Raw genomic sequence first — 26,870 nt, 5'->3', positions numbered from 1 at the left:
CGAACAATAATCACAAGATCGGAGATGAACTCATGAAGCTGCCATTTGCTGGACGCCTTCTCGCTGTCGCCATGTTTGCTGCCGTCACGGCAGTCATGCCCCTTTCTGCTGCATACGCCCAGACGCCTGAAAAGCCCAAGGTCGCACTGGTCATGAAATCGCTGGCCAACGAATTCTTCCTGACCATGGAAGATGGCGCCAAGGCCTACCAGAAAGAACACGCCAACGACTTCGACCTGATCTCCAACGGCATAAAGGACGAGTCCGATACCTCGGCTCAGATCCGCATCGTCGAGCAGATGATCGTTTCCAGAGTCGATGCGCTGGTTATCGCGCCTGCCGACTCCAAGGCCCTGGTGCCGGTGCTCAAGAAAGCCACCGACGCCGGAATCAAGGTCGTCAACATCGACAACCAGCTTGACCCTGATGTGCTCAAGAGCAAAAGCCTGATGATCCCGTTCGTGGGCCCGGACAACCGCAAAGGTGCCGAGCTGGTGGGCGACTACCTGGCCAGGCAACTGAAAAGCGGTGACGAAGTCGGCATCATAGAAGGTGTGTCCACCACCACCAATGCGCAGCAGCGTAGCGCCGGTTTCAAAGACGCTATGGACAAGGCGCAAATGAAAGTGGTGTCCACGCAGTCCGGCAATTGGGAAATCGACAAGGGCAACGCAGTGGCCTCGGCGATGCTCAATGAATACCCGAACCTGAAAGCGCTGCTGGCCGGCAACGACAGCATGGCGCTGGGTGCAGTGTCTGCCGTGCGTGCAGCAGGCAAGGCAGGCAAGGTCATGGTGGTCGGTTACGACAACATCAACGCGATCAAACCGATGCTCAAGGATGGCCGGGTGCTGGCCACCGCTGACCAGTTTGCAGCCAAACAAGCGGTCTTTGGTATTGAAGCTGCGTTGAAGCTGGTCAAAGGCGAGAAGGTCGACACCAACGAAAAAGGCGTCATCGAAACGCCAGTAGAACTCGTTACCAAACCTTGATCCACGCCGCGTAAAGGTGCCCGTCCTTGCAGGACGGGCACTGGGAGAAATGTATGTCAGCGTCTGCTCAGACAGCTGTTCTTTCGGTCAGTGGCATCGGCAAAACCTACGCTCAACCCGTGCTCGGTGACGTCGACCTGACGTTGATGCGTGGCGAAGTGCTGGCCCTGACCGGGGAAAACGGTGCCGGTAAAAGCACCTTGTCGAAAATCATTGGCGGCCTGGTCACGCCGACTACCGGGCGCATGGAGTTTCAGGGGCAGCCTTATGAACCTGCGAGCCGCACCCAGGCTGAAAAGCTCGGGATTCGCATGGTCATGCAGGAACTCAACCTGCTGCCGACCCTGACCGTCGCCGAAAACCTGTTTCTTGACGATCTGCCGCGTCGCGCGGGCTGGATCGATCGCAAGCGTCTGCGTGAAAACGCAATCAAAGCCATGGCCCAAGTCGGGCTGGATGCCATCGACCCTGACACACTGGTGGGCGAGCTGGGTATTGGCCATCAGCAGATGGTTGAAATAGCCCGCAATCTGGTCGGCGACTGCCACGTGCTGATCCTCGACGAACCTACCGCCATGCTCACCTCTCGCGAAGTAGAAATGCTGTTCGAGCAGATCACGCGCCTGCAGGCGCGTGGCGTTTCGATCATCTACATCTCGCACCGGCTTGAAGAGCTTGCCAGGGTTTCCCAGCGCATCGCAGTGCTGCGCGATGGCAAGCTGGTCTGTGTCGAGCCGATTGCCCGCTACAACAGCGAGCAACTGGTGACGCTGATGGTTGGCCGCGAACTGGGCGAGCACATGGACATGGGCGCTCGGCAGATTGGCGAAGTGGCCCTGTCGGTCAAGGGGCTCAGTCGTACCGGCAAGGTTCAGGATGTTTCGTTCGATGTGCGAAGGGGTGAAATTTTTGGCATCTCCGGGCTGATTGGTGCCGGACGAACCGAATTGCTGCGCCTGATCTACGGCGCGGACATCGCCGACAGCGGCGCAATCGAAGTGGGCCAGCCATTGCAGGCCGTCACCATTCGCTCGCCGGCCGACGCTGTGGCGCATGGCATTGCGCTGATCACCGAAGACCGCAAAAGCGAAGGTCTGCTGATGTCACAATCCATCAGCGCCAACATCGCATTGGGCAACATGCATTCCATCTCCCGCGCTGGCATGGTCAATGCCGACGAGGAGTTGAAGCTGGCGCAACGGCAAGTGGCCGCCATGCGCATTCGCAGTTCAAGTCCCACCCAACTGGTGTCCGAGCTGTCCGGCGGCAATCAGCAGAAGGTCGTGATCGGTCGCTGGCTGGAGCGTGATTGCCCGGTGATGCTGTTCGATGAGCCGACTCGAGGCATTGATGTCGGAGCCAAGTTCGATATCTACGCGCTGCTGGCCGAGTTGACCCGTCAGGGCAGGGCGCTGGTGGTGGTGTCCAGTGATCTGCGCGAACTGATGCTGATCTGTGACCGTATCGGCGTGCTGTCTGCCGGTCGCCTGATCGATACGTTCGAGCGTGACAGCTGGACTCAGGACCAATTGCTTGCCGCAGCCTTCGCCGGTTATCAGAAACGTGACGCGCTGCTCAACGACGCAGCGCCCAGGAACGACTCATGAAAAATACTCCTTCCCCGACACTGACCGTGCCGGCCCGTCGTGGCGGCAACTATTTTGGTCTCGGCACCTACATCGGGCTGGCGGGCGCGTTGCTGGTCATGATTGTGCTGTTTTCGCTGCTCAGCGATCACTTTCTGTCCTACCAGACGTTCAGCATGCTGGCCAACCAGATTCCTGACCTGATGGTGCTGTCGGTCGGCATGACGCTGATCCTCATCATCGGGGGGATCGACCTGTCGGTGGGGTCGGTACTGGCGCTGGCGGCCTCGGCTGTGAGCGTGGCCATTCTGGGTTGGGGCTGGAGCGTGTTTCCTGCCGCCTTGCTCGGCATCGCCTGTGCGACCCTGGCCGGTACGATCACCGGCTCCATTACCGTGGCGTGGCGCATCCCCTCGTTCATCGTGTCTCTCGGCGTGCTGGAAATGGCCCGTGGCGCGGCATACCAGATGACCAATTCGCGCACGGCCTACATTGGCGACTCCTTTGCCTGGCTGTCCGACCCGATTGCGTTCGGCATTGCGCCGTCGTTCATCATCGCGCTGCTGGTCATCTTCGTTGCCCAGGCCGTGCTGACCCGTACCGTCTTTGGCCGATACCTGATCGGCATCGGCACCAATGAAGAAGCCGTGCGTCTGGCCGGTATCAATCCCAAGCCCTACAAGATTCTGGTGTTCTCGCTGATGGGCCTGCTGGCCGGTGTGGCGGCGCTGTTTCAGATCTCGCGACTGGAAGCGGCTGATCCGAATGCCGGTGCCGGGCTTGAGCTGCAGGTGATTGCCGCAGTGGTGATTGGCGGCACCAGCCTGATGGGCGGGCGCGGCTCGATCATCAGTACCTTTTTTGGTGTGCTGATCATTTCGGTGCTGGCCGCAGGCCTGGCGCAAATCGGTGCTACCGAGCCGACCAAGCGCATCATCACCGGTGCGGTGATCGTCATTGCGGTGGTGCTGGACACCTATCGCAGCCACCGGGCACGGCGCCAGGGCTGATATGGCGACCATCAAGGATGTCGCGGCGCTGGCGGGGATCTCGTACACCACGGTCTCCCATGTGCTGAACAAGACCCGGCCGGTGAGCGAGCCGGTCAGGCTCAAGGTCGAAGCGGCCATTGCGCAGCTGGATTACGTGCCCAGCGCCGTGGCGCGTTCGCTGAAGGCCAAGACCACCTCAACCATCGGCCTGCTGATTCCCAACGGCATGAACCCCTACTTCGCCGAGCTGGCCAGGGGCATCGAGGATTACTGCGAGCGTAACGGCTTCTGCGTGATCCTCTGCAACTCCGACGACAACCCGGAAAAACAGCGCAGTTACCTGCGCGTATTACTGGAAAAACGCGTGGACGGCCTGATTGTCTCGTCGGTGGCTGGCGATACCAGCGTCACCTGCGGGCTGACCGAGGTGCGCACACCGCTGGTGATCGTCGACCGCGAGCTGCAGGGCATCGACGCCGACATGGTGCGCATCGATCATGAGCAGGGCGCCTGGCTGGCCACTCGTCACTTGCTGGACCTCGGGCATCGGCACATTGCCTGTATTGCCGGGCCGCGCGAAAGTGCGGTCGCCGAACTGCGTCTGGCCGGTTATCGGCGCGCCATGCAGCAGGCGTCCATCGAAGTCGGTGCAGGCTGGGCGGTGCACAGCGAGTTCACCAGCCCGGCCGGCCATGAAGCGGCGGGCCGGCTGTTGGCTGAGCATGCGCCGACTGCAATCTTCGCCGGTAACGATGTGATCGCCATCGGTGTGCTGCGGGCGGCAGCCGAGCGTTCGATTCGCGTGCCACAGGACCTGTCGGTGATCGGTTTTGATGATATCCAGATCAGTCGCTACGTTTATCCGGCGCTGACCACCGTCGGGCAGTCGATCATGCAACTGGGTGAAACCGCCGCCGGGATGCTCCTGAGCCGGATCGCCAGCCCCCATGCAACCCCTATCGAGAAACGACTTGTGAAGCCATGTGTCGTGGTGCGTGAATCCACGGCCGCGCCGAACACGTCGTCCAATGAATGACGCGCACGCACAGCAATGAGTGAATGAGCCATGCAAGCAAAAGTAGTGATAGTGGGCAGTCTGAACATGGATCTGGTCATCCGCGCCCAGCGTTTGCCACGCCCCGGTGAAACACTCAGCGGGGAAACCTTCGACACCGTGCCCGGCGGCAAAGGCGCCAATCAGGCAGTTGCTGCGGCGCGCCTGGGTGCCAGCGTGGCAATGATCGGTTGCGTAGGCGCCGATGCCTATGGGCAGCAACTGCGGGCGGCGCTGCTGGCCGAGTGCATCGACTGCCAGGCGGTGACCGTCGTGGAGGGCGTCTCCACCGGCATTGCATCGATCGTGGTCGACGCCAACAGCCAGAATGCCATCGTCATTGTGGCTGGCGGCAATGGTCGGCTCACCCCGGCGCTGATCGAGCGTTTCGATGCGTTGCTGGCAGGCTCCGAGATCGTTATCTGTCAGTTGGAAGTCCCGACTGAAACCGTTTTCCATACTCTGTCCAGGGCCCGTGCGCTGGGCAAGACCGTCATTCTCAATCCGGCCCCGGCCAGCGAGCCATTGCCCGCAAGCTGGTACGGCCTGATCGATTACCTGATCCCCAACGAAAGCGAAGCGCAGACCCTGACGGGTGTGAATGTCGATTCAGCCGCCTCTGCCGAACAGGCTGCCATGGCAATGCTGGCGGCCGGAGCGCGCAACGTGATCATCACCCTCGGCGAGCGCGGCACTCTGTTCGCCAATGCCGCTGGCGTGGAGCATATTCCTGCGCGTCGTGTACAGGCCGTGGACACCACCGCTGCAGGTGATACCTTTGTCGGTGGTTTTGCGGCAGCACTGGCCGCTGGTCAGGGCGAGTCGCAAGCCATTCGCTTCGGTCAGGCGGCGGCGGCCATATCCGTCACCCGCGCGGGTGCCCAGCCGTCCATACCGACGTTCGAGGAAGTACAGGAACTCAATTCGTTATGAAAAAGACACCGCTACTCAATATCGCCCTGTCCCGCGTCATTGCTTCGCTGGGGCACGGCGACATCCTGATGATCGTCGATGCCGGAATGCCCGTGCCGCCGGGCGTTGAGCTGATCGACCTGGCGCTGACCCGCGGTGTACCTGATTTCGTCAGTGTGCTGGACGTGGTGCTGAGTGAAATGCAGGTTGAAAGCCACGTGCTGGCCAGAGAAATGGCCGATATCAAGCCGCCTGCCTTGCAGATCATCGAAAGCCTGAATCTCGACGATCAACTGGGGCAGCAGCGCAGGATCAGCCACGAAGACCTCAAAGCCCTGAGCCGCACGGCCAAGGCGATCATCCGCACCGGAGAATGTCAGCCGTACAGTAATCTGGCGCTGGTGTCCGGAGTCGTTTTCTAGCTATCAAGCTTTTCAAGCTACCAAGAAAGGGAGTTTCATATGACGTTGATACAGTTTTCCAGGCAATTCATTCGTGGAGCATTGCTCTTGTCCCTCCTGAGTACCGCTGCCGTTCAGGCGGCAGAAAAACGTGATCTGATCATCGACACCGACCCTGGTGCGGACGACGTGGTCGCACTGCTGCTGGCGCTGGCGTCACCCGAAGAGCTGAACGTGATGGCCATCACTACCGTGGCCGGCAACGTCAGGCTGGACAAGACCTCGCGCAACGCCAGACTGGCGCGTGAATGGGCCGGGCGCGAAGAAGTGCCGGTGTATGCCGGTGCGCCCAAGCCACTGGTGCGCACACCTATTTACGCCGAGAACGTTCACGGTCAGGAAGGCTTGCCGGGTGTGCCCATTCATGAGCCAGCCAAAGGGCTTGCCGAAGGCAACGCGGTCGATTATCTGATTCGCACATTGACCCAGGCCAAGCCACACAGCATTACCATCGCCATGCTCGGTCCGCAGACCAATCTGGCGTTGGCGCTGGTGCAGGCTCCGGAAATCACTCAGGGCATCAAGGAAGTGGTGGTCATGGGCGGGGCGCATTTCAACGGCGGTAACATCACCCCGGCTGCCGAATTCAACCTGTTCGCCGACCCGCACGCCGCGCAGATCGTCCTGGCCAGTGGCGTGAAGCTCACCTACGTGCCGCTCGACGTGACCCACAAAATTCTCACCAGCGAACAGCGCCTCAAGCAGATCGCTGCGCTGGGCAACAACGCTGGCAAGCTGGTGGACGGGATTCTCAATGAATACGTCAAGCTGGACATGGAGCACTACGGCTTGCCGGGTGGGCCGGTTCACGACGCCAGCGTCATTGCCTGGCTGCTCAAGCCTGAGCTGTTTTCCGGCCGGCAGATCAATGTCGCCATTGACACGCGCGAGGGCATCGGTTTCGGTCAGACAGTCGCCGACTGGTACGGCACGCTGAAACAGCCACAGAACGTGTTCTGGGTCGAAGACGGCAACGCTCAGGGGTTTTTCGACCTGCTGACCGAGCGTCTGAAACGACTCAAGTAATCACAGTCTCTGGATGACGCCTGTCAGGCAGGCAACTTTGCCGCGGCATAGCGGCTCAGCACCTGGCCGATGAAGGAGCGGGCACCGTCTGTGCCCAGCTCCTTGATCAGCAGGTCGACAGCGATGATCATCAACTCTTCCGGGGTTCCCGGACTGTGCGAGCAATGGCCTTGGGGCCATTTGGCTTTTATGTCCGCATCTATCGATATGCTTGTCATGTCTGTCTGACCTCCACCACTGCTCTCCATTGGGTAGCCACGCTCTTCGCTTCCTGGCGCTTGCTCTTGTGGCAGTAAACCACTCCGCGCGCGTTTTGACACTTCTACTTGCACATTGCCTTGATGCATTAATTCAATGGATGCCGACGCTAAACGTTTTGTGACGATTTCATCGCGCAGCCTGCGTGGTGGCAGTGCAGACTCTTCGCCCAGGCAGATCAACAGGTTACCTGCGGCATGCTCGTCGTGATGTGCAACCAACGCGCTTGGGTGCGGTCGGACGAGGTCTGGAAATGTTTATTGGCAGAGGAGGGTGTATGCCCCGGAAGTTCGCAACACTAGGTTTTGTGGTCATGGCATCGGTATTGGCAGGTTGCAGCAGCACTGCCTCCGATTCGGGCGCTGCATCGGCAGTCAAGGCCGATGCGCCAGCCAGCAACGCCATACCGGGCCGCTGTGATGCAGGGCTGGGTCAGTTCGCAGTTGGCAAGCCGGCGTCCATCGACCTTCTGTCACAAGTGCGCACACGTACCGGCTCGCAGGATGCGCGCATTCTCGGGCCAGACGACATGGTCACGCTGGAATACCGGTCCGAGCGGGTAAACGTCAATACCGACGCTTCGGGTAAAGTGACGCGCATCAATTGCGGCTGAGTCGGCACTTTTCTGTCGCGCATAAAAAACCCCGTCAGTGACGGGGTTTTTTTGCGCCGAATGAATCAGTCAACGCGAACTTGTTCTGCTTGCATGCCTTTCTGGCCTTTAGCAGCAACAAAAGAAACGGTCTGGCCTTCTTTCAGGCTTTTGAAACCGTCGCTTTCGATCGCTTTGAAGTGTACGAACAGGTCGTCACCGCCACCTTGTGGAGTGATAAAGCCGAAGCCTTTTTCATCGTTGAACCATTTTACGGTGCCGGTTTGGCGATTAGACATGGTGTATCTCCAGAAACATAATTTTCAATAACGTGCTGCTCAGGCCAACTGGGCACACCGGGGTATCATAGTCGAAATGCGCAAAAAAACAGCTACTAAGGTCAGTACTTTGCGTAAAGGTCTCGTGCAGGCAGCGGGTCATGCACTGAAAACGCCCGAGTGACCCCGTGAGCCGGGTTCCAGTCGGCCGATGCCAACACCGCTGAAAGCCATGATTTCATTGGCTTTCAGCGGTGTTGAGCCGCGCCGGAGCTTGCTGTTACAAGCGTTTGAATCGCTTGTTTTACCCCGGCAGAAAAAAATGATTATTTTGCTGCGGTGCAGTTTTTCGCGACCAGTTTCTGCAGTTTTGCGGTCAATGCGGCGGGTGGTGCGACGTCGGTTGCGCCGAGCGAGGCTATTTCCTTGTCGGTAAAATGACTGTCTACCTGTTTTGCTCCGCACTCACAGTGGGCCTTGGCAGTCTTGTCATCCAGCTTCTGTTGCTTGGCCGCTGCAACGCATTCCTGAGTGAACGTGCTGCGTGTGGCGCCGTCCATGGCGGCCTGGGCGCCCAGCGGTATCAGGGCGGCGGCGCAGGCGAGGAGGGTGGTCAGATTCGAAAACTTCATGGTGTTCTCCTATTGGCTGGAAAAAACGTACAGGATCTCGATGGGTTCTGACGCCTGCAGGGCTTGTCAGTTCAGGTGGCGTGCTAATTCCGCTTCTTTTGCGTCGATGTACATCCTGCGCCGGCAGCACTGTGTTAGGATGCGCGTCCTGTTATTTTCAAGTGCGCCTTGGCGAGCGGCTTTGGCCAGTAGCTTTTAGTGCAGCGCAAGCAGGGTTTTCGTACATTCCAGTCATCTGGTCCGGTTCAAGGTTGGCCCCAAGGCTCCTGCCACTGTGAGGCAGGCATACCACCGGATCACGTACTGGCTCATCCCAACCCACGTGACCTTTGGTAGGGGTCACCACTAGGAGAGGAGGCGCCATGCCAACTATTACTCTTCCCGACGGCAGTCAACGTTCATTCGATCATGCGGTTTCCGTAGCCGATGTCGCGCTTTCAATCGGTGCCGGTCTGGCCAAGGCCACCGTTGCCGGTAAAGTCGATGGCAAGCTGGTCGACGCCTGCGACCTGATCGAAAACGATGCCAGTCTGCAGATCATCACCCCCAAGGATGCAGAAGGACTGGAAATCATCCGTCACTCCTGCGCTCACCTGGTAGGGCATGCGGTCAAGCAGTTGTATCCGACTGCGAAAATGGTCATCGGCCCGGTGATCGACGACGGCTTCTATTACGATATCGCCTACGAGCGCCCGTTCACGCCTGACGACCTGGCGGCGATCGAGCAGCGCATGCAGCAGCTGATCGAAAAAGATTACGACGTCATCAAGAAAGTCACTCCGCGCGCCGAAGTGATCGAGGTGTTCACCGCCCGTCACGAGGACTACAAGCTGCGCCTTGTAGAAGGCATGCCGGATGAGCAGGCCATGGGCCTGTATTACCACGAAGAATACGTCGACATGTGCCGCGGTCCGCACGTGCCGAACACCCGCTTCCTGAAGTCGTTCAAGCTGACCAAACTGTCGGGTGCCTACTGGCGCGGCGATGCCAAGAACGAGCAATTGCAGCGCGTTTACGGCACCGCTTGGGCAGACAAGAAGCAACTGGCAGCTTACATCCAGCGGATCGAAGAAGCCGAGAAGCGCGACCATCGCAAGATCGGCAAGCGCCTCGGCCTGTTCCACACCCAGGAAGAAGCGCCGGGCATGGTGTTCTGGCACCCGCAGGGCTGGACACTGTATCAGGTGCTTGAACAGTACATGCGCAAAGTGCAGCGCGAAAATGGCTACCTTGAGATCAAAACCCCGCAAGTGGTCGATCGCTCGCTCTGGGAAAAATCCGGGCACTGGGCCAACTACGCCGACAACATGTTCACCACGCAGTCCGAAAGCCGCGACTACGCCATCAAGCCGATGAACTGCCCGTGCCACGTGCAGGTGTTCAATCAGGGCCTGAAAAGCTACCGCGAGCTGCCGCTGCGTCTGGCCGAGTTCGGTGCCTGCCACCGTAACGAGCCGTCGGGTGCCCTGCACGGCATCATGCGCGTACGTGGTTTCACTCAGGACGACGCGCACATCTTCTGCACCGAAGACCAGATGCAGGCCGAGTCCGCCGCATTCATCAAGCTGACGCTGGATGTCTACGCCGATTTCGGTTTCAAGGATATCGAACTGAAATTGTCCACTCGCCCTGAAAAGCGTGTAGGCTCCGACGAGCTTTGGGATCGTGCCGAATCGGCGCTGGCTTCCGCACTCGACAGCGCAGGCCTGCCTTACGACCTGCAGCCGGGCGAAGGTGCGTTCTACGGTCCCAAAATCGAGTTTTCCCTCAAGGATTGTCTCGGTCGGGTATGGCAGTGTGGCACCTTGCAGCTGGACTTCAATCTGCCGATCCGTCTGAGTGCCGAGTACGTTTCGGAAGACAACAGTCGCAAGAATCCGGTCATGTTGCACCGCGCAATTCTTGGGTCGTTCGAGCGTTTCATCGGAATTCTGATCGAGCATTACGAAGGCGCGTTTCCAGCCTGGCTGGCGCCAACCCAGGCAGTGATCATGAATATCACTGACAAACAGGCCGATTTTGCCCTTGAAGTGGAAAAAACTCTGGCTGAAAGCGGGTTTCGTGCCAAGTCCGACTTGAGAAATGAAAAGATCGGCTTTAAAATCCGTGAGCATACTTTGCTCAAGGTTCCCTATCTCCTCGTGATTGGAGATCGGGAAGTTGAAATGCAAACTGTCGCTGTGCGTACACGTGAAGGCGCTGACCTTGGCTCGATGCCGGTCGCCCAGTTCGCTGAATTCCTCGCACAAGCGGTTTCCCGGCGTGGTCGCCAAGATACGGAGTAATTATTATTAAGCGTGAAATGAGACAAGATAAACGAGCTGCACCCAAGGCCCCGATCAATGAGAATATCTCGGCCCGCGAGGTTCGTTTAATTGGCGCTGACGGCGAGCAGATTGGCATCGTCTCGATTGATGAAGCGCTTCGTATAGCCGAAGAGGCCAAGCTGGATCTGGTAGAGATTTCTGCCGACGCAGTACCTCCGGTCTGCCGTGTGATGGACTACGGCAAATCGATCTTCGAGAAGAAGAAGCAGGTTGCTGCAGCGAAGAAGAACCAGAAGCAGATCCAGGTTAAAGAAATCAAGTTTCGTCCAGGGACGGAGGAAGGGGATTACCAGGTAAAACTACGCAACCTGGTACGTTTCCTGAGTGACGGGGACAGGGCCAAGGTATCGTTGAGATTCCGCGGTCGTGAGATGGCCCACCAGGAGCTGGGTATGGAATTGTTGAAGCGGGTTGAAGGTGACCTTCTTGAATACGGTTCCGTCGAACAGCATCCTAAGATGGAAGGACGCCAGCTGATCATGGTCATCGCCCCGAAAAAGAAGAAATAACCACCAGGGCACGGCAGGCCTTGCGGTTATATTTATCAACTGAATGCGGAGTATCCGAACATGCCAAAGATGAAGACTAAAAGTGGTGCAGCTAAGCGGTTTTTGAAAACTGCTAACGGCATCAAGCATAAACACGCTTTCAAGAGCCACATCCTGACCAAAATGTCGACAAAGCGTAAGCGTCAACTGCGCGGTAGCAGCTTGCTGCATCCGTCTGACGTGGCAAAAGTCGAGCGCATGCTGCGCCTTCGTTAATTTTGATCAAGATATAGAGGAAGTAACTCATGGCTCGTGTAAAGCGTGGCGTCATTGCCCGTAAGCGTCACAAAAAAATTCTGAAACTTGCAAAAGGCTACTACGGCGCGCGTTCACGCGTATTCCGTGTTGCCAAGCAAGCGGTAATCAAGGCAGGCCAATACGCCTACCGTGACCGTCGTCAGAAAAAACGTCAGTTCCGCGCTCTGTGGATCGCTCGTATCAACGCTGGTGCTCGTGTTAACGGTCTGTCCTACAGCCGTTTCATTGCTGGCCTGAAAAAAGCGTCCATCGAGATCGACCGTAAGGTTCTGGCTGATCTGGCAGTGAACGAAAAAGCGGCGTTTGCTGCGATTGTCGAGAAAGCTAAAGCCACTTTGGCCTAAGTCCCCGACAATCACTGGCCCCGGTTTCCGGGGTCGGTGTTAAACGTCATAAATAGGGGAAGAGCCTTCAGCTCTTCCCCTATTTTGTATCTGGAGTCTGTACATGGAAAACCTGGACGCGCTGGTCTCTCAAGCTCTTGAGGCTGTGCAAAGCGCCGAAGATATCAATGCCCTGGAGCAAATCCGGGTTCACTACCTCGGCAAGAAAGGCGAGTTGACTCAGGTGATGAAGACCCTGGGGAACCTGCCGGCTGAAGAGCGTCCGCACGTCGGCGCGCTGATCAATGTTGCCAAGGAGCGTGTCACAGAGGTCCTCAATGCACGCAAGGCATCTTTCGAGCAGGCAGAACTGACTGCCAAACTCGCCGCCGAATGCATCGACGTGACCCTGCCGGGCCGTGGCCAGACCTCGGGCGGTCTGCACCCGATTACCCGCACTCTGGAACGTATCGAACAATTCTTCACGCACATCGGCTACGGCATTGCCGAAGGCCCGGAAGTCGAAGACGACTACCACAATTTCGAGGCGCTCAACATCCCGGGCCATCATCCGGCCCGGTCGATGCATGACACCTTCTATTTCAACGCGAACATGCTGTTGCGCACCCACACCTCGCCGGTACAGGTCCGCACCATGGAATCGCAACAGCCGCCGATCCGCATCGTCTGCCCAGGCCGTGTGTATCGCAGCGACTCCGATATCACCCACTCGCCGATGTTCCACCAGATCGAAGGTCTGCTGGTCGATCGCGACATCAATTTTGCCGACCTGAAAGGCACCATCGAAGAGTTCCTGCGGGTGTTCTTCGAGAAAGAGCTGGCTGTGCGCTTCCGTCCTTCGTATTTCCCGTTCACCGAGCCTTCAGCGGAAGTGGATATGGAATGCGTGATGTGCAGTGGCAAAGGCTGCCGCGTCTGCAAACAGACCGGTTGGCTGGAAGTCATGGGGTGCGGCATGGTTCACCCGAACGTGCTGCGCATGTCCGGCATCGACCCTGAAGAGTTTCAGGGCTTCGCGTTCGGCATGGGCGTAGAACGTCTGGCCATGCTGCGTTACGGCGTCAATGATTTGCGCCTGTTCTTCGACAACGATTTGCGGTTCCTCGCGCAATTTCGCTAAGTCGTAACGAACCTTTCAGGAGAGCAGGATGAAATTCAGTGAACAATGGCTGCGCGGCTGGGTAAGCCCGCAGGTTTCCCGCGACGAGCTGGTTGCTCGTCTGTCGATGGCCGGTCTTGAGGTTGACAGCGTGACGCTGGCCGCCGGCGTTTTCACCGGTGTCGTGGTGGGCGAGGTGCTGAGCACCGAGCAACACCCTGATGCCGACAAGTTGCGTGTGTGCCAGGTCAGCAATGGCAGCGAAACCTTTCAGGTCGTCTGCGGTGCGCCAAACGTGCGCCCGGGCCTGAAAATTCCGTTCGCCATGATCGGTGCCGAGCTGCCGGGCGACTTCAAGATCAAGAAGGCCAAGCTGCGCGGCGTCGAGTCCAACGGCATGCTGTGTTCCGCTGCCGAATTGCAGGCCGGTGAAGGCAATGATGGCCTGATGGAGCTGGCGGCTGATGCGCCGGTCGGTCAGGACATTCGTGTCTACCTGGGCCTGGACGACGCCAGCATCGAGGTCGACCTGACCCCGAACCGTGGCGATTGCCTGTCTGTTGCCGGTCTGGCACGTGAAGTCGGCGCGCTGTACGCCGCCGACGTCACCCGCCCGCAAATCGCTGCTGTCAGCGCTGTACACGATGAAGTGCGTCCGGTTGAAGTGCTGGCGCCAGCTGCCTGCCCGCGCTACCTCGGCCGCGTGATTCGCAATGTCGACCTGTCGCGTCCGACCCCGCTGTGGATGGTCGAGCGCCTGCGTCGTTCCGATGTGCGCAGCATCGATGCCGCTGTCGACATCACCAACTACGTGATGCTCGAGCTGGGCCAGCCTCTGCATGCGTTCGACCTGGCTGAAATCAACGGCGGGATCCGCGTACGCATGGCCGAGGAGGGCGAGAAGCTCGTTCTTCTCGACGGCCAGGAAGTCAGCCTGCGTGCCGACACTCTGGTCATCGCCGACCACCAGCGCGCACTGGCAATCGCCGGCGTGATGGGCGGCGAGCACAGTGGCGTAACGGCCGGTACTCGCGACATCTTCCTTGAAAGCGCGTTCTTCGACACCATTTCGGTGGCGGGCAAGGCGCGCTCCTACGGCCTGCACACCGATGCCTCGCACCGCTATGAACGTGGTGTTGACTGGCAACTGGCCCGTGAAGCAATGGAGCGGGCCACTGGCTTGTTGCTGGACATCACCGGTGGCGAAGCCGGTCCTGTGATCGAAGTGGTCAGCGAACAGCACCTGCCGTCGATTGCGCCGGTCACGCTGCGTGCCAGCCGTGTCGAGCAAATGCTCGGTCTGGTCATCGAAAACGCCGAGATCGAGCGCCTGCTGACCGATCTTGGCCTGACAGTGTCTGCCGAAGCTGACGGCCAGTGGCGTGTAGACGTGCCAAGTCATCGTTTCGACATCAGCCTTGAAGTCGATCTGATCGAAGAGCTGGCACGTCTTTACGGCTACAACCGCCTGCCGGTTCGTTACCCGCAAGCCCGTTTGGCCCCGCAGGCTAATGCCGAAGCCAAAGGCGATCTGCCCGAGCTGCGTCGTCTGCTGGTTGCGCGTGGTTATCAGGAAGCGATCACCTACAGCTTCATCGACCCCAAGTGGTTCGAGCTGTTCTCGCCGGGCGTCAAGCCACTGTTGCTGGCCAACCCGATCTCCAACGACATGGCCGCCATGCGCGCCTCGTTGTGGCCGGGTCTGGTCAAAGCGCTGCAGCACAACCTCAACCGCCAGCAGGACCGCGTCCGCATGTTCGAAAGCGGCCTGCGCTTCGTCGGTCAGCTTGACGGCTTGAAGCAAGAGCCGATGCTGGCCGGTGTGGTATGTGGCAGCCGTCTGCCGGAAGGTTGGGCGCAAGGTCGCGATGCGGTCGATTTCTTCGACGTCAAAGCCGATGTCGAAGCGGTTCTGGGTTTTGCCGGTGCGCTGGGTGAGTTTACGTTCGCGCCGGGTCAGCACCCGGCTTTGCATCCTGGCCAGACTGCGCGCATTTTGCGCGACGGTCGTGAAGTCGGCTTCCTGGGTGCCATCCATCCGGAGTTGTCAAAAAACCTGGGGCTGGATCGTCCGGTGTTCGTTTTCGAGCTGGTGCTGGCCGAGGTTGCCACAGGCCGCTTGCCGAAATTCCACGAGCTGTCACGCTTCCCTGAAGTGCGCCGCGACCTGGCGCTGCTTGCCGATCGCGACGTTTCCGCCAGTGCGGTTCTGGACGTAATCCGTGAAAATGCAGGCGAGTGGCTCACGGACCTCAGGTTATTTGATGTTTACCAGGGTAAAGGCATTGATCCACATAGAAAAAGCCTTGCAGTCGGCTTGACCTGGCAGCATCCATCGCGCACTCTTAATGACGATGAGGTAAACGCAACGACACTTGCTATCCTCACCTCGCTGGAGGAGAGGTTAAACGCCACGTTAAGGAAGTAGCGTATGGGGGCTCTGACGAAAGCTGAGATGGCCGAACGTCTGTACGAAGAGCTGGGCCTGAATAAACGGGAAGCCAAGGAATTGGTCGAACTGTTTTTTGAAGAAATCAGGCACGCTCTGGAAGATAACGAGCAGGTGAAGTTGTCAGGTTTCGGCAATTTCGACTTGCGAGACAAGCGCCAACGGCCTGGGAGAAATCCCAAGACCGGAGAAGAGATCCCGATCACGGCGCGCCGTGTGGTCACCTTTCGTCCAGGGCAGAAGTTGAAAGCCCGAGTTGAGGCATATGCTGGAACCAAGTCATAACGACGAGCTACCGCCGATCCCTGGCAAACGCTACTTCACCATCGGTGAGGTCAGCGAGCTCTGCGCGGTAAAACCGCACGTTCTGCGTTATTGGGAACAGGAATTTCCTCAGCTCAACCCCGTCAAGCGACGCGGAAACCGCCGGTATTATCAGCGCCTCGACGTGCTGATGATCCGCCAGATCCGCGGTTTGCTCTACGATCAGGGCTTCACCATCGGTGGAGCCCGCTTGCGCCTCACCGCCGGCGAACCGAAGGACGATACCCAGCAGTACAAGCAGATGATTCGGGAGATGATCGCCGAACTGGAAGACGTACTGGTCATGCTCAAGGCTTAATCGAGCAAGATACTTCCAAAATTCAAATGCTTAGGGTATATTTCTCAACGTTTTCGCAGGTTGCAAAACAGATACACGCCTAGTCGGGGCGTAGCGCAGTCCGGTAGCGCACTAGCATGGGGTGCTAGGGGTCGAGTGTTCGAATCACTCCGTCCCGACCATATTTTTCAATGACTTAGCCACCTTCGGGTGGCTTTTTCATTTCTGCCTTGGCGAGTTTCAAGTGAATTCGGTTTTTCACTGATGTTCACCTCTTCTTTATGATCACGGACTCTGGTGCGCGTGAGTCGGTCACAGACATGTGTTTGACGCTTCTCCATTTAGCTACCTTACATCTGGAGCTTGACTCATAGGGCAGGGATAGTAGTTCTGGTCGCTAGACCGCCTAGACCGCCTAGACCGCCTAGACACCGCCTAGACACCGGCGAGCGCTGTCGCAGGGGGAGTGTGGTACTGGACCGCTTGATAAAGCTGGCTTCGTAACGGCGGCTGAGTGCGTCACAAGGCCCAAGTAGTTGAAAACGAGTGACTGATAGGCGTTGAATTCACAGAAAACAGAAAGAATTTAGATAGGCAAAGCCTATTAAAGTGACGGATCAGTCCATGTTAACACTGAGGATTGTTCAGCTACAGAAATGGATGCGTGATCATCTTTAATCGCGATGTGGAGAGCGTAAGATAAGTAGAAGATTAAACCTACCGCTCAATCGAGCTTGCCAAACTCAAGGGTAGTTGCTGCATGCCTCTTCGTTAAAAGTTATTAGTCTTGTTGCCGTGAAACCGCTCGCCAAAAATGTCGCGGTAAGTCAGGTAATCATTTTGAACTAAGTGAGATTGTGGTGGATATGGAAAGCCGAGCTAGTCGTACTTGGCACATCGCTGCCGACCCTTTGGGGTCGGCTTCCTTGTGATAGGCAATGGAGAGTCAAGCTTGTATTCGACTGTTATCTTGGCACTTGTCCCTGATTGTCAGGCGATGCAATAAGTTTGATTTAAAGTAAATTAAGCAGGTAGCATGTACGATTAGCTATTATTTATCGCTAAAACGTTTATTTAGAGAGATAGTTAATCCATCCGCCTAGGACTCTGGGCTTGTGGAGGGCAAAATGAACCGTTCCAAGAACTGTTCCATTAATATGTTTTGATATTTTTGGCGGGTTAGTTTGCTTTATCATTTGCATAAACCAACTATTTTCTTTTCTATCGTATTTCATGTACATAAATGCACCATGATTATACTTCGTTACCTGTGGCGTTTCAGGGTTTCTGGATGGCCCAGGTTCTTCGATTTTTACCTTGTAATCGTTACTTGTAAATCTTGCCGCCTGACCTTCGCCGTGTTCTGTGAGATTCTCATATTGCTGTTCGATACGACCTCCCTCAACATGATAAATTCGAAATTTAGTGTCAAGCTTGTCCGCTACAAAGTGACACCCTGTGAAGTCTGGGGTGAAAACTACCTGTGGATCATTTTCTCCGGGTTTAATGGGTATGTCCATAAACTTACCTTGTGGTACCCAATAGGCCTTAACAGGTGATGGAGACGGAAAGGGTGCATCAGGTGAAGCTAGCTCGATTGTAGTAAAGCTTATAGCCTGGCGATTTGGTACACTCCTAGGGGGGGTGGCTGTATTGTTAGATACGGTAAATTCATATATTCCTGGTTCGAGGAGCGTTTTTCCTGCTGTGGTAGAGGCACTGTCAGTGCCCTCTATGAAAGTAAATGTCAAGGGTCTATCGTATGGTACAAGATTAAAGTCAATGTATTTCGATGATGTTAATTCCCCAGATCCTAACCAATTTCTGTCAGCGTGTAACTGCCAGTCGAAAGGTACCTTGTAATCACTCTCAGCACCGAGTGTTGTTGTGCCTACCCCTCCTTTAAGTCTGAGTGTCGTATAATCTCCGTTGACAGCACGAACTATTTTCGGGATCTCGGTAGTGATAGCCTTAAAGTTTTTATCAATTAATACTGGCGCTCCATCTGGATATAAACCATTCATCCTGCAATATTTTCCGTCAACTTTAACAAAAGTATCCCCTTTTGAATTTTCATAGATGTCATTTTTAGACCATTTTAATCCTCCTGATATCTCTTCAGGTTCGGCAACAAACCTGCCTTCATTCGTCCACGTAGGAATAACTTCTTGTTTGCTTGGCTGGGCGGGTTCAGTCGGAAGCTCTGAGCTCTCTCCGAATGCATTTTCTACTAATTTCCCTTCGGGCGTAGTAAAAGGCTTCATTGCAGTTAAGAACTCAGTTACATCGCTTAATTCTATTGGTTTTTTTTCAAGGATTTTAGCAAATTGGCTCAGGGCAACTCCCGCCGCATTCATGATACTTGCTCTCTTTCCACCAATCATTTGAACGGCTTGCGATATCAGGCTGCCGGCGGCTTTCATCTTTTTTGTGGCTTCCTCTGATTGATCAGTTATCAATGCAATTTGTTGAAATAAATCTCCAAAAGGGTCTTTGAGAGCCACTCCCAAGGTTTTGATGGCTTCAGTAAAACTAAAGTTGCTATAGTCGGTTCTGATGGTTGATCTTGTGTCCATTTTTACCTTGATTACCTGATCCGGAACAAATTCGTCTTCTTTTTCTTTCGGCTCCGGAAGTTCAGAGATAAAATGAAGACGCTCCGGTACAATAGCTGGGTGTTCAAATTTATTTTCGCTCTGGTCATAATAAATATCGCCTAAATCTTTTGCGGAGAAGGCCTTGTCTGTTTTTACCCAGCGATAAATAGTTTCGTCGGCAGGGACGGAGTTGTCGGCTCGGGTTTCAAGGGACAATAGCTCACGCTTGCCATTACCCGGCAGGTATTTTCCCCACGCTGTCATTACCGTGAATGTTGTTGGCGCAACGCCAGGTGGGGCGCTGTTTGTATTGCCCTTCTGCATCCCTGCAATTTTATAATTTCCCGGCGCCAAGTCTTTTTCTATTTTCAATAACCAGTGGCCGTCTTTATTTACAGTTACTTCCTTGTCTAAAACGACTGTGTTGTCAGTGCTTAGCTTGATGACTACAGTTGAATTTTTATCACCTTTTCCAAGAAATTCAGGGCGCGATATATATATAATGGAGCCTATGGTGGGAACATCTATACTGAAGTTGTTCTCGTTGGTTGGTGTGGCGGTCATGAATAAATTCCTTTTTTGGGTGGTGTTCAAGGTCTACTCGTACGTAAGTTTTTTGCAGTATTTCTATTACTGGCCTCTCTACGGCGTTAGTATTTGCTGGTGTCGTCAGTACGACAAATCGTCGTTGTTTTTTGAGTTTTGAAGCTCAAATAAAGGCAATAACTATTCGTAGGTTTTTAATTGCACTTAAGGTATCTATTTTTTTTGCGATTGTTTTATTTTAGGCCTGAGATCTTAGACTAATTTACGCAAAAACTTTGCCTACAAACTGAGGTCACTCTTGCTTGAGCCGCCATCAACGGGTGCAGTAGTATTGTTCGGCGGTTTTCAGCTTGCTTTGCACTTCGTATGTGGACAATAGCTGAGCCCGCGACACGAAATGGACCGATATGGAATGAGCGTTAGCTCGAATGGAGATTTTAGAGATATAAGAATTAAACTTAGTGACGGGTTTCCTTCAAGTCACTGACCCGGCTCGTATTTTGGAAGGTTGACCTTTTGTCCGGGCCAGAAACTGAAAGCCGGAGTTAAGGGGTATACCAAACCGGCTTATAACAACGAGTTACCACCGCCCCTGGGCAGTCGCTACTTCAACCTCTTTACTGGTTGGCGAGCTTTGCATGGTAAACACCACGCTCTTCGTTATAGGGAGCAAAAAATTCTTAAACTGTATCCCGTCAAGCGACGCTGACTCCGCAATCGCGTCAGGAGCTGCTACTAAAGCACTCATCTCAGCGTCAGAGAAGCTTACGCTGAGATATCTCGGCGCGAAGCTGCCTAAATCCATAGTCACCGCAATTGACTGGGGGCTTAGCGCCAAGGTGAATGTAGGTAGCGGAGCGGTTGAAGTTGTTCGAGAAGAGCGGACCTCGGGGAAGGGGTACGAGATTCAGGTCATAATGGACTAACCTGGCGCGGGTCGTTGAGCTTCAGAATCTCCACCCGACGGCTTTGCAGTCCCTTGTCATTTACATCCTCGACCAACTCATTCTGATCATCCCCCCAACCCCCGCGCAGTCCCCACATCCGTAATCAACACATCCAGATACCCCCCCAACAGCGCGCCCTTAATCGCCTGCACCTTCCTTAACCCTCCAGCCAACCCCAACACCCGATTAATCGACCGCAACTTACCCAACCCCATCGACACCACAAACTCCTCATCCTCCTCAAGCACCGGTTTCCCCTGCGCATCAAAGTACCGCAGGCAGATATCCCCGACCGCCCCACGCTCAGCGAGCACGCGCAGCATGTCTTCGGTGTAGTAGTTGCCGCTGTTGCGCAGCAGTTGTGAGGGTTCGAGTTCGCCGATGCCGACGATGGCGAGGGTGATGCTGTCGAAGCGGTGGAGGACTTCTTTGACTTCTTCCATTTCGACGATGCGTTGTTTGCTTTCCACCGACTGTTCGATGCTCTGCGACGGCAGGAGGAAGGCGGGGCAGTTGAGCAGGGTGGCGAGGCGTTGGGTCAGCAGGGTGGCTTCGAAAGCGCCTTTGTTGCCGACGCCGCCGAGCAGTTGCACGACTTCCTGGGCGCTCTGTTTGCCCGGCTGGGGGTGCATGTGGCTGACCATCGCGCGGATGGTGCTGCTCCAGGAGGAGATGCCGATGTGGTCCTGGGCGCTGAGGCTGGTTTCCAGGTAGTGCGCGGCGGCGGAGCCGATGGCTTGTTTGATGCTTTCTTCGTCGTCCGGCTCGGTGGCTTCGACGACGATCACCTGGCGTATGCCGTACATGCTTTGTAGCCGGCTTTCGAGTTCCAGGTGCAGGCCCTGCGGGCGCATGACGGTGATTTTCACCACGCCTTCCTGCAAGGCGCGGCGCAGGGCGCGGCTGATGAAGGATTGTGAAAGATCGAGTCGCGTGGAAATCTCGGACTGTTTGAGTCCTTCTTCATAGTAGAGGCTGGCGATCTTGCTCATCAGCCGTTGTTCTTCGATCTGGCTCATGCAGGCCCCAAAAAATGATAGCGATATCCAAAGTGGCGGCGAGGATACCAAACTGGCAGCGGGTCGTGCCTGCCATCGCGGTCAGGACATGATCAGCCCGCCGTCGATGTTGATCGCCTGGCCGGTCAGGTAGGCGGCGTCGTCCGAGGCCAGAAAGGCGACCAGCCCGGCCACGTCCGAGGGTTTGCCGGCGCGGCGCATGGGTATGTTGCGGACCCACTCGGCCATCAGTTCGCCCTTGGCGTAGCGTTTTTCTTCTGTGCCGAGGATTTCGCCCCAGACACGGTCGTTGTAGTCCCACATTTCACTTTCGATGATGCCGGGGCAGAAGGCATTCACCGTGATGTTGTGCCGCGCCAATTCCAGCGCAAGGCTTTGGGTGATGCCGATCACGCCCATCTTGCTCGCGGCGTAATGGGGAGTGTAGATGAAGCCTTGGCGGCCTTGGCCTGACGAGGTGTTGATCAACCGCCCGCTGCCTTGTTTGACCATATAGCGGGCGGCTTCCCGGCAGCCGAGCCAGACGCCGGTGGTGTTGACCTGCAGGACCTTGTCGAAGTCTGCGCGGGGCATGCTTTCGCAATGGTCGATGGTGATGATGCCGGCGTTTTGCACCGACACATCGATGCTGCCGAAGCGCTCGTGGGCGCTCTGGTACAGGCGCTGTATGTCGGCCTCGTCGGTGACGTCGATGCCAAGTGCCAGGCTGTTGACCGAGTATCCGCTGGCCAGTTGCTCGGAGGTGAACGTCACACGTTCGAGGTCGTTGGAAGCCAGCACCAGATTGGCGCCTTCCTGAGCGAAGCGCTCGGCAATGCCTGCGCCGATGCCTCGGCACGCGCCGGTGATAACCACGGTTTTACCACTAAAACGTTGATACATGGGTGTGCTCCAGTGATGGGCAGGGCGGGCTCACCAGCAGACAAAGCCGCCGTCCACCAGCAGGTCGACGCCGGTACAGAACGATGACGCCTGACTGACCAGAAAGACCGCCGGGCCGACCATTTCGTCCACGCTGGCCATACGCCCCATGGGCGTGGTCTGCTCGAATATCTTCACTTGCTCGGCCACTTCCGGGCGTGAATTCATGGGGGTGGCGGTGTAGCCGGGGCTGATGCAGTTGACCCGCAAGCCCTTGTTCGCCCACTCCATCGCCAGGCTTTTGCTCAGGTGGATGACGCCGGCTTTCGAGGCGTTGTAGTGCGCTTGCAGCAGCCCGCGATTGACGATGCTGCCGGACATCGAGGCGATGTTGACGATGGCGCCTTTGCCGCGTGGCAGCATGACCGCTGCCTGGGCCTGGCAACTGAGAAAGATGCCGGTGAGGTTGATGTCGAGCATGGTCTGCCAGCGTTGCAACTCCAGTTCTTCGGCAGCCTGGGCGTTGGCGATGCCGGCGCAGTTGACGGCGACGCTGAGCGCGCCCAGTTCGGTTTCGGTGCGCGCGATGGCGGCATCCAGCGTCGCGCGGCCGGTGACCGTGCCTTGCAGGGCAAGGGCGCGTCGGCCCAGTGCGTTGATGCGCTCTACGGTGCTGTCGATGCCTGTGCTGCCCGGCAAGTCAAAGCACGCCACGTCCGCCCCGGCCTCGGCAAGGCCTACAGCAATGGCCTGGCCAATGCCGCTGCCGGCGCCGGTCACAAAGGCCACCTGACCATCAAGTCGAAAAAGTTGCATGTCGCTCTCCACGTAATCAGTGTGTTTGCACTCAGGCGGTGGCCATTTCCATGACGGACACCGGTGTCGCTTCGCCACGTTCAAGGATGCCCATCTGCCTGCCACGGCTCATGACCATGACCCGGTGCGACAGGCCCAGCACTTCGTCGAGGTCGGAACTGACCACGATCACGGCCATGCCGGTGGCTGCCAGCTCGGCGATCACCTCGTAGATCGCCGCCCGCGCACCGACGTCGATGCCTCGGGTCGGCTCGTCGAGAATGAACACCTTGGGGTTACGGGCCAGCCATTTGGCGATGATGACTTTTTGCTGGTTGCCACCGGACAGGCTGTCGATGCGCTGCTCGGGCGCACCTTTTACGCCGAGGCGCGAAATAGCGTTGCGAGCGAATTCGTGCAGGCCTTTTGGCAACACCCAGTTACCGCTGTGTAGCAGGTCGGTGTTGCCGTAGACCAGGTTGTCTTCAATCCGATGCTCGACCACCACGCCCTGTTGTTTGCGGTCTTCCGGTACCAGCACCACGCCCGCTTGAATGGCTTGCGAGGGCGAGCGCAGGTGAACGGTTTCGCCATCCAGTTGCATGTGGCCCTGAATATCCTGGGCCGCACCGGCAATTACCCGGATCAGCTCGGTACGGCCTGCGCCGACCACTCCGGCGATGCCGAACACTTCACCGGCGCGTACGCTGAAGTCGATACCGTGCAAGGCGAACTCGCGGCAGGTGAGGTCTTTGACCTGCAGCATCACCCGCTCCTGCGGTGCTTGCAGGGCAGGGAAGATACGTTCAAGGCTACGCCCGACCATCTGCTCGACCAGTTCACGCACCGGCACTTGAGCCGTGGCGTGCAGCGCGATCTGTCGGCCGTCGCGCAGGACCAGAATACGGTCGGCGATCCGCGCGATTTCCTCCAGACGATGGCTGATGTAAATGAACGACACGCCTTCGGCCTTGAGGCGCTCGACCTGCTGAAACAGCAGCTCGGTTTCTTCACCGCCAAGGGCCGCCGTGGGTTCGTCGAGAATCAGCAGGCGTGCGTTCAGGGTAAGGGCTTTGGCGATCTCGACCAGTTGCTGCGCGGCGACGCTCAAACCCTCGACCTTGCGCGAAGCCGGCACATTCAGGCCGAGGCGTTCCAGCTGTTTTTGCGCCTGCGCTTGCATGTAGTCCCGGTCAACCTTGCCGTGGCGCATCGGCAGCCGCCCGACAAAGATGTTCTCGGCAATCGACAACTGCGCCAGCAGGCGGATTTCCTGATGAATCAGGCCGATACCGGCACCCAGCGCCGCGCCCGGTGAGGCGGGCGCGTAATCCTCGCCGAGCCAGCTCATGGAGCCTCCCGCCTCAGGCTGCACCAGGCCCGCGATAATCGACGACAGGGTCGATTTGCCTGCGCCGTTTTCGCCGAGCAGGGCGAGCACTTCGCCCGGCCGCACATCGACGTTGATCTGCGAAAGCACCTGCACCGGGCCGTAGGACTTGCCGATGTTGCGCAGGCACAGCACCGCCGCAGGGGTGACCTCAGGGTTGTGAGGCGTCGGGTTATCCAGAACAGCGTGCATGGCGAACTCCCTGGCTCAAGGATGCTGTTGCAGGAAAGGCGCGACGTTGTCTTTAGTAGTCAGCACGGTTTCGAGGAGTTGTTCCTTGGGTACGGCTTTGCCAGCCTTGAGGTCCAGCGCAGAGGCGACGGCCATGCGGCCCATTTTCTGCGTCTGCTGGGTCATGGTCGCTTGCAGCACGCCGCTGGCCACCGCTTTGAGGCCTGCCACGTCGCCATCGAAACCGACCACCACCACGGGTTGTGACAGGTTGGCGACTTTTACCGCCTGGGCTGCACCGAGGGCCATCGCATCGGCGCGGCCAAAGAATACGGTGATGTTCGGGTCACGCTGCAACAGGTCCTGAGCGACTGCAAAGCCTTTGTCCTGCGCCCACTCGGCAGGCTGTTCAGCCACGACTTTCAGGCCGGGAAAGCCTTTCAAGCCTTCCTGAAAGCCTTTCGCCCGGTCGTTTTCAGGGGTGGTGCCCAGTTGGCCCTGAAGAATCGCGATGCGGCCTTTGCCCTCAGTCACCTTGCCAACGTACTCGGCAAGAGCTTTGGCGCCTGCCACGCTGTCGCTGGCAATGAATGTATCGCCGGGTGCGTCAGGCGCGTTGCGGTCCACTGCAATCACCGGGATTCCCGCAGCCTTGGCGGCTTTGACCGGCACACCAGCGGCAGTGGCGCCTGCTGGAATGTAGATCAGTGCGTCAATCTGGCGGGTGATCAGGTCTTCGATCTGGCTGACCTGAGTCGAGGAATTGCCCTGTGCGTCAACGGTGATGATCTTCACCCCGCGGGCTTTGCCTTCGGCTTCGACCGACTGTTTGATCTGGTTGAAGAAGTCAGCCTGCAGATTGGCCACGGCCAGGCCGATGGTCAGCTCTTTGGCCCAGGTCGAGCCTGCGGTGGTGAGGGTGGCGGCGGCCAGAGCCGTGGCGAGCAGCAGTTTTTTGGTCATGAACATGGCGGTGACTCCTGATTTTATTGTTGGGGATGTCAGCATCGGTCAAGCGCAAAACGGCACAGCTTCTTAATGAGCACTGTTGGAACGGCGACGCAAGGTATCGATGGTCACGGCAAGGGCAATCACTACGCCTATGACCACCTGTTGAATGAAGGGCGACACACCGAGCAGGTTGAGGCCGTTACGCAGCACGCCGATGATCAGCACACCGACCAGCGTGCCGCCGACGCTGCCGACACCGCCGCTGAGGCTGGCACCGCCGATCACCACTGCGGCGATGGCGTCCAGTTCCAGCGTCAGCCCGGCGCTGGGTTGTGAGGAGTCGAGGCGGGCGGCCATGGTCACAGCGGCTATACCGGCCAGCGCACCGCTGATGGCGTACACCCACAAGGTGATGGCGCGCACCTTGATCCCCGAAAGCCGCGCCACTTCGGGGCTGCCGCCAATGGCATACAGGTTGCGACCACCGGCCCGAAAGCGCAGGAACACCCAGGCCACCACCAGCATGACCAGAAACAGCCCGACCGTAGCCGATAAGAAGCCGAAATGACGAACCGTGGCCAGGCTGGTGAACCACTCCGGATAACCGACGATCTGCCGGCCCTCGGTGAGAATGTTTGCCAGGCCGCGGGCGACCGACATCATGGTCAGCGTGGCGATGAAAGCAGGCAGTCTGGCGTAGGTAATCAACAAGCCGGACACCAGCCCGGCGAGCATGCCAGTTGCTATTGCTACCGGGATCGCCAGGCCAAGCGCCAGGCCTTGATCCTGATACAGCCAGCCGAGCATCATCATCGAAAACGCCAGTACCGAACCGACAGACAGGTCAATGCCGCCGATGACGATCACCGCTGTCATGCCGATGGCGAGAATGCCCAGCACTGTTACCTGATCAAGAATGTTCAGGCCGTTGCGCAGGGTGAAGAAGAATTCGGAGCTGAAAGAAAAGACGACTAACAGCAGGGCCAGGCCAATCAATGGCCCACCGATATTATTGGGCAGCAGCTTGAGCAACCACACACAGCCTGACGGTTTTGCGGCGGCCTGATGAACAGGGGCTTTGGCGTCCATGGGGTTCTCCGGATTTATTTTTGTTGGAGTTCATTCTGGCTGCTTGAATATATATGCATGCCTGACTGTTAATTCAGGTTCCGTCTCCGGCCGAG

The 26,870-nt window shown here is 57.2% G+C and carries 27 protein-coding genes and 1 tRNA gene; 18 read left to right on the top strand and 10 right to left on the bottom strand.

Annotation, left to right across the window (positions count from 1 at the left end; all coding sequences use genetic code 11):
* The first annotated feature begins 71 nt into the window (after window positions 1–71).
* The 7 genes from QRN38_RS05015 to QRN38_RS04985 are packed head-to-tail and all read left to right on the top strand — an operon-like array spanning window position 72 to window position 7,023.
* Window positions 72–992, top strand: a complete 921-nt coding sequence (locus QRN38_RS05015) for a sugar ABC transporter substrate-binding protein (protein ID WP_375232249.1) — start codon at window positions 72–74, stop codon at window positions 990–992.
* Window positions 993–1,045: 53 nt separating this feature from the next.
* The gene (locus QRN38_RS05010; protein WP_005765642.1) at window positions 1,046–2,599 is read left to right on the top strand and encodes a sugar ABC transporter ATP-binding protein; all 1,554 of its coding nucleotides are present in this window, start codon (window positions 1,046–1,048) and stop codon (window positions 2,597–2,599) included.
* Window positions 2,596–3,588 (top strand): ABC transporter permease, encoded by a 993-nt coding sequence (locus QRN38_RS05005; protein ID WP_003382415.1) that lies wholly within the window; start codon window positions 2,596–2,598, stop codon window positions 3,586–3,588. The genes QRN38_RS05010 and QRN38_RS05005 overlap by 4 nt, the downstream gene beginning before the upstream one ends.
* A gap of 1 nt (window position 3,589) precedes the next feature.
* On the top strand, window positions 3,590–4,606 hold the full coding sequence (locus QRN38_RS05000) for a substrate-binding domain-containing protein (RefSeq protein WP_007246358.1): 1,017 nt from the start codon (window positions 3,590–3,592) through the stop codon (window positions 4,604–4,606).
* Between the two features lie 30 nt (window positions 4,607–4,636).
* Window positions 4,637–5,557, top strand: a complete 921-nt coding sequence (gene rbsK / locus QRN38_RS04995) for a ribokinase (protein WP_007246357.1) — start codon at window positions 4,637–4,639, stop codon at window positions 5,555–5,557.
* Window positions 5,554–5,958, top strand: a complete 405-nt coding sequence (gene rbsD / locus QRN38_RS04990) for a D-ribose pyranase (RefSeq protein WP_285362371.1) — start codon at window positions 5,554–5,556, stop codon at window positions 5,956–5,958. The genes rbsK and rbsD overlap by 4 nt, the downstream gene beginning before the upstream one ends.
* A gap of 39 nt (window positions 5,959–5,997) precedes the next feature.
* Entirely contained in the window at window positions 5,998–7,023 is a 1,026-nt protein-coding gene (locus QRN38_RS04985; RefSeq protein WP_007246356.1) for a nucleoside hydrolase, read from the top strand.
* A gap of 23 nt (window positions 7,024–7,046) precedes the next feature.
* Here QRN38_RS04985 and QRN38_RS04980 read toward each other — a convergent pair whose 3' ends face one another.
* A complete protein-coding gene (locus QRN38_RS04980) occupies window positions 7,047–7,241 on the bottom strand; it encodes a hypothetical protein (RefSeq protein WP_080898792.1) in 195 nt (64 codons plus the stop codon).
* Between the two features lie 317 nt (window positions 7,242–7,558).
* Here QRN38_RS04980 and QRN38_RS04975 point away from each other — a divergent pair, with 317 nt between their 5' ends.
* Window positions 7,559–7,894: a lipoprotein gene (locus QRN38_RS04975; RefSeq protein ID WP_007246354.1), complete on the top strand. Its 336-nt coding sequence runs from the start codon at window positions 7,559–7,561 to the stop codon at window positions 7,892–7,894.
* 65 nt (window positions 7,895–7,959) lie between these two features.
* Here QRN38_RS04975 and QRN38_RS04970 read toward each other — a convergent pair whose 3' ends face one another.
* Window positions 7,960–8,172: a cold-shock protein gene (locus QRN38_RS04970; RefSeq protein WP_002553156.1), complete on the bottom strand. Its 213-nt coding sequence runs from the start codon at window positions 8,170–8,172 to the stop codon at window positions 7,960–7,962.
* 305 nt (window positions 8,173–8,477) lie between these two features.
* Window positions 8,478–8,783, bottom strand: a complete 306-nt coding sequence (locus QRN38_RS04965) for a hypothetical protein (RefSeq protein ID WP_044393072.1) — start codon at window positions 8,781–8,783, stop codon at window positions 8,478–8,480.
* A 362-nt stretch (window positions 8,784–9,145) separates the two neighbouring features.
* Here QRN38_RS04965 and thrS point away from each other — a divergent pair, with 362 nt between their 5' ends.
* The 9 genes from thrS to QRN38_RS04920 all read left to right on the top strand — a co-directional run bounded on the left by thrS (window position 9,146) and on the right by QRN38_RS04920 (window position 16,591).
* Window positions 9,146–11,068, top strand: coding sequence for a threonine--tRNA ligase (gene thrS, locus QRN38_RS04960; protein ID WP_005738829.1), 1,923 nt, complete (start codon window positions 9,146–9,148; stop codon window positions 11,066–11,068).
* Window positions 11,068–11,619, top strand: coding sequence for a translation initiation factor IF-3 (gene infC / locus QRN38_RS04955; protein ID WP_170846037.1), 552 nt, complete (start codon window positions 11,068–11,070; stop codon window positions 11,617–11,619). Before thrS ends, infC begins: the two co-directional genes overlap by 1 nt.
* 60 nt (window positions 11,620–11,679) lie before the next feature.
* Window positions 11,680–11,874, top strand: a complete 195-nt coding sequence (rpmI, locus tag QRN38_RS04950; RefSeq protein WP_002553160.1) for a 50S ribosomal protein L35 — start codon at window positions 11,680–11,682, stop codon at window positions 11,872–11,874.
* 29 nt (window positions 11,875–11,903) lie between these two features.
* On the top strand, window positions 11,904–12,260 hold the full coding sequence (gene rplT, locus QRN38_RS04945) for a 50S ribosomal protein L20 (protein WP_002553161.1): 357 nt from the start codon (window positions 11,904–11,906) through the stop codon (window positions 12,258–12,260).
* A 103-nt stretch (window positions 12,261–12,363) separates the two neighbouring features.
* On the top strand, window positions 12,364–13,380 hold the full coding sequence (gene pheS / locus QRN38_RS04940) for a phenylalanine--tRNA ligase subunit alpha (RefSeq protein WP_003382398.1): 1,017 nt from the start codon (window positions 12,364–12,366) through the stop codon (window positions 13,378–13,380).
* 28 nt (window positions 13,381–13,408) lie between these two features.
* Window positions 13,409–15,787, top strand: a complete 2,379-nt coding sequence (gene pheT / locus QRN38_RS04935; protein WP_057419218.1) for a phenylalanine--tRNA ligase subunit beta — start codon at window positions 13,409–13,411, stop codon at window positions 15,785–15,787.
* 3 nt (window positions 15,788–15,790) lie between these two features.
* Window positions 15,791–16,093 (top strand): integration host factor subunit alpha, encoded by a 303-nt coding sequence (gene ihfA, locus QRN38_RS04930; protein ID WP_002553164.1) that lies wholly within the window; start codon window positions 15,791–15,793, stop codon window positions 16,091–16,093.
* Entirely contained in the window at window positions 16,074–16,430 is a 357-nt protein-coding gene (locus QRN38_RS04925; protein ID WP_003382396.1) for a MerR family transcriptional regulator, read from the top strand. The genes ihfA and QRN38_RS04925 overlap by 20 nt, the downstream gene beginning before the upstream one ends.
* Window positions 16,431–16,514: 84 nt before the next feature.
* Window positions 16,515–16,591 (top strand) — tRNA-Pro (locus QRN38_RS04920).
* Window positions 16,592–17,479: 888 nt separating this feature from the next.
* Here the strand turns inward: QRN38_RS04920 and QRN38_RS04915 are convergent.
* Window positions 17,480–19,570: an Ig-like domain-containing protein gene (locus QRN38_RS04915; RefSeq protein WP_044393079.1), complete on the bottom strand. Its 2,091-nt coding sequence runs from the start codon at window positions 19,568–19,570 to the stop codon at window positions 17,480–17,482.
* Between the two features lie 620 nt (window positions 19,571–20,190).
* On the opposite strand from QRN38_RS04915, the gene QRN38_RS04910 reads away from it, so the two are divergent.
* Window positions 20,191–20,478 (top strand): hypothetical protein, encoded by a 288-nt coding sequence (locus QRN38_RS04910; protein ID WP_057419219.1) that lies wholly within the window; start codon window positions 20,191–20,193, stop codon window positions 20,476–20,478.
* Between the two features lie 86 nt (window positions 20,479–20,564).
* Here the strand turns inward: QRN38_RS04910 and QRN38_RS04905 are convergent, their stop codons facing one another.
* The 6 genes from QRN38_RS04905 to QRN38_RS04880 all read right to left on the bottom strand — a co-directional run bounded on the left by QRN38_RS04905 (window position 20,565) and on the right by QRN38_RS04880 (window position 26,775).
* Window positions 20,565–21,518 (bottom strand): sugar-binding transcriptional regulator, encoded by a 954-nt coding sequence (locus tag QRN38_RS04905; RefSeq protein WP_007246916.1) that lies wholly within the window; start codon window positions 21,516–21,518, stop codon window positions 20,565–20,567.
* A gap of 81 nt (window positions 21,519–21,599) precedes the next feature.
* Window positions 21,600–22,400 carry an SDR family oxidoreductase gene (locus tag QRN38_RS04900; protein WP_007246915.1) on the bottom strand — a complete coding sequence of 267 codons (801 nt, stop codon included), beginning with the start codon at window positions 22,398–22,400 and terminating at the stop codon, window positions 21,600–21,602.
* A gap of 30 nt (window positions 22,401–22,430) precedes the next feature.
* Complete coding sequence (locus tag QRN38_RS04895) at window positions 22,431–23,195, bottom strand: SDR family oxidoreductase (protein WP_057419220.1); 765 nt, start codon at window positions 23,193–23,195, stop codon at window positions 22,431–22,433.
* Between the two features lie 31 nt (window positions 23,196–23,226).
* Window positions 23,227–24,756: a sugar ABC transporter ATP-binding protein gene (locus tag QRN38_RS04890; RefSeq protein ID WP_057416293.1), complete on the bottom strand. Its 1,530-nt coding sequence runs from the start codon at window positions 24,754–24,756 to the stop codon at window positions 23,227–23,229.
* Between the two features lie 15 nt (window positions 24,757–24,771).
* Complete coding sequence (locus tag QRN38_RS04885) at window positions 24,772–25,704, bottom strand: sugar ABC transporter substrate-binding protein (protein ID WP_024666177.1); 933 nt, start codon at window positions 25,702–25,704, stop codon at window positions 24,772–24,774.
* Between the two features lie 66 nt (window positions 25,705–25,770).
* Window positions 25,771–26,775 (bottom strand): ABC transporter permease, encoded by a 1,005-nt coding sequence (locus tag QRN38_RS04880; protein ID WP_057419221.1) that lies wholly within the window; start codon window positions 26,773–26,775, stop codon window positions 25,771–25,773.
* Window positions 26,776–26,870: the final 95 nt, after the last annotated feature.

Origin of the sequence: Pseudomonas sp. CFBP2511 (assembly GCF_030209255.1) — a bacterium.
In the GTDB taxonomy this organism is placed as follows: domain Bacteria; phylum Pseudomonadota; class Gammaproteobacteria; order Pseudomonadales; family Pseudomonadaceae; genus Aquipseudomonas; species Aquipseudomonas avellanae.
This window is presented reverse-complemented; position numbering and strand designations above follow the sequence as displayed.